The 2,179-nt window shown below is 25.0% G+C and carries 1 protein-coding gene; it reads left to right on the forward strand.

Translation table 4 applies throughout. The features are described from left to right. Positions 1–2,065, forward strand: a 2,065-nt coding sequence (locus D9R21_RS07420; RefSeq protein WP_158613939.1) for a hypothetical protein, incomplete at its 5' end; no start/stop codon positions are given. Between the last annotated feature and the right edge of the window lie 114 nt (positions 2,066–2,179).

Here is a 2,179-nt window from a genome sequence, read left to right on the forward strand (position 1 = left end):
TAACATTCAAGGGATTCAACCAACTATGATAACTGGTTATGAAGATTGAAAAAAAGATATGGAAAGTAGATATGATTTTTGAAATCAAAAAAATAGTGAAGGTATTGTTATAACCGATAAAGCAAGTTCAACAGCAACTAATCCTACGGTTGGTACAACTATTAATGAAGAAGATAAAGACTCTAAATTTTATTGATCAAAAGATTGAAAAATAATATCACCAAGCAAAATAAAAACAAATAGTGGTACAGTTGATAATATCATTAGTACGCAAGCATCATCTTATTTTAGAAGAAAAGATGAATTTGGTAATACCGTAGGACAGGTTCAAATTGAATATAATAAAATGGGCGCATGTAATGTTTGAGATATTTTAAATATAAATAATTTTATTAATCGCCAAATTACAGTATTACCCTTAAACTATACGCAAAAGTTAGTATTTAATCCTTTTACTATACCGGGTGGAGTTGGTAAATTCTTAAACTTTATTTCATTTGGTATTCCGTGAGGTTGAGTAATTAATCAAAATGAAAAATCATGACCTAATTTTCAATGACTTAATGGTTTTATGAGTGCTAATATTTATAGTTTTTATAATGATGCATTTTGATCAGAAAACTCAAAAGGTAAAGGTTATTTACCATTTGAAATATTTAGAGAACAAGGTAATGATAAAGTTGGTGCTATTTTTGGTGCCAATGCTACTAGTTTAGGGTTTACAACTTTATTAACTGATAAAATACAAGGTAATGTTTTAGAAAAAGATGGTAAACCAACTGAACGAATAACTTATTCAACTTATAATTTAAAACAATTAAACCCTAAAACTAATCGCATATATTTAATTAATGAATTAGTAAGAGCAGTAGATGCCCAAACACCAGTTAGTGATAGTGAAAAAGATAATGATTTAGAATTCTTACAAACATCCGATGGAACAAATTGTAGTTATATAATTGATATGTTTTCAATTCAAGCCTTATATAAAGGTAATTTTGAAATTATCTTTTATGCTGATAATCCATATAAAAATAATGAAGAAGATTATTTACGATTATCAGTATGGAGTTTTCGTGGAAAAACAAAAAGTACATTAAATAATTATTTACGTGATATGACAACTAATTATAAAACTAGTTTCTTATTACCACATGACTATGAAATACCAACATTTAATTATCCACAATATGTTCTCCCACCAGTTCCATATAACTATAAAGTTTATACCAAAGATATTTGAGATGGTAAAACAGGACAAGCATTAATAACTAAAATTACTGCGCCTATACAGTGTAGTAGTAATATACATAAAGTTGGATTAATTAATTATTTTAACTTATTTCCTGATGAATTCAATGAATGTTATTATGAAATTGAAATTGATTTAAAAGAAATTGATTCAACAATTCAAAGTATTAGTAAATTTCAAGATGCTTACAAAACAATTGAAATAAGTAATCTTAATAATATACAAGTTGAATGTGCACAACCAAATATAGAAAATTTTATTCCTGACAGAACTACGAATATTTCATTTGGAACCACAGGTTGCGATTTTGTATTAGGAGAATTAAATAATTTTGTTTTTAGAAAAGAAGGAGAAGCAAAAATTTATAATGTAAATTTTGAAAATACATTAACTTTATATACTGACAATATAAATAATAATATTCAAACAGTAGCAACTGGATATTTAGATAAGGAAACTGGTGACATTAGTTCTATATGAAATTATTATGATTACAGCAAAAATTCGGATTACTATAATGAACAAATGTATTTTGCCGTTAAATTTTCATCATTTAGTGATGATAATGATGATAAACTTACAGAAATATACACAGAAGCATATTATACTAATGATGTAAAGTTAAAAATTAGATTTTCAAAAATTATAAAACCATATTTGCTTTTTAACCGTAAAAGTTATAAACCACCTTATATAAATATTAGAAAAATGGGTAATTATAAAAATATAGTAATTGATATTAATAATTTAAATACATTAGGTATTAAAAATAATAGTAATAATCCAGTTAAAATTACATTTAAACCTAGGTAAAAGAAAAAGAGATTTAATAATCTCTTTTTTATTCTCCTTTAACTTTTACATTACCTTTATCATCAATAATTAAATCAGGTTCTTGTGTAGTTAAATTTCAACGATAAACTGATT

Origin of the sequence: Spiroplasma endosymbiont of Megaselia nigra (genome assembly GCF_003987485.1) — a bacterium.
Lineage (GTDB): Bacteria > Bacillota_I > Bacilli_A > Mycoplasmatales > Mycoplasmataceae > Spiroplasma.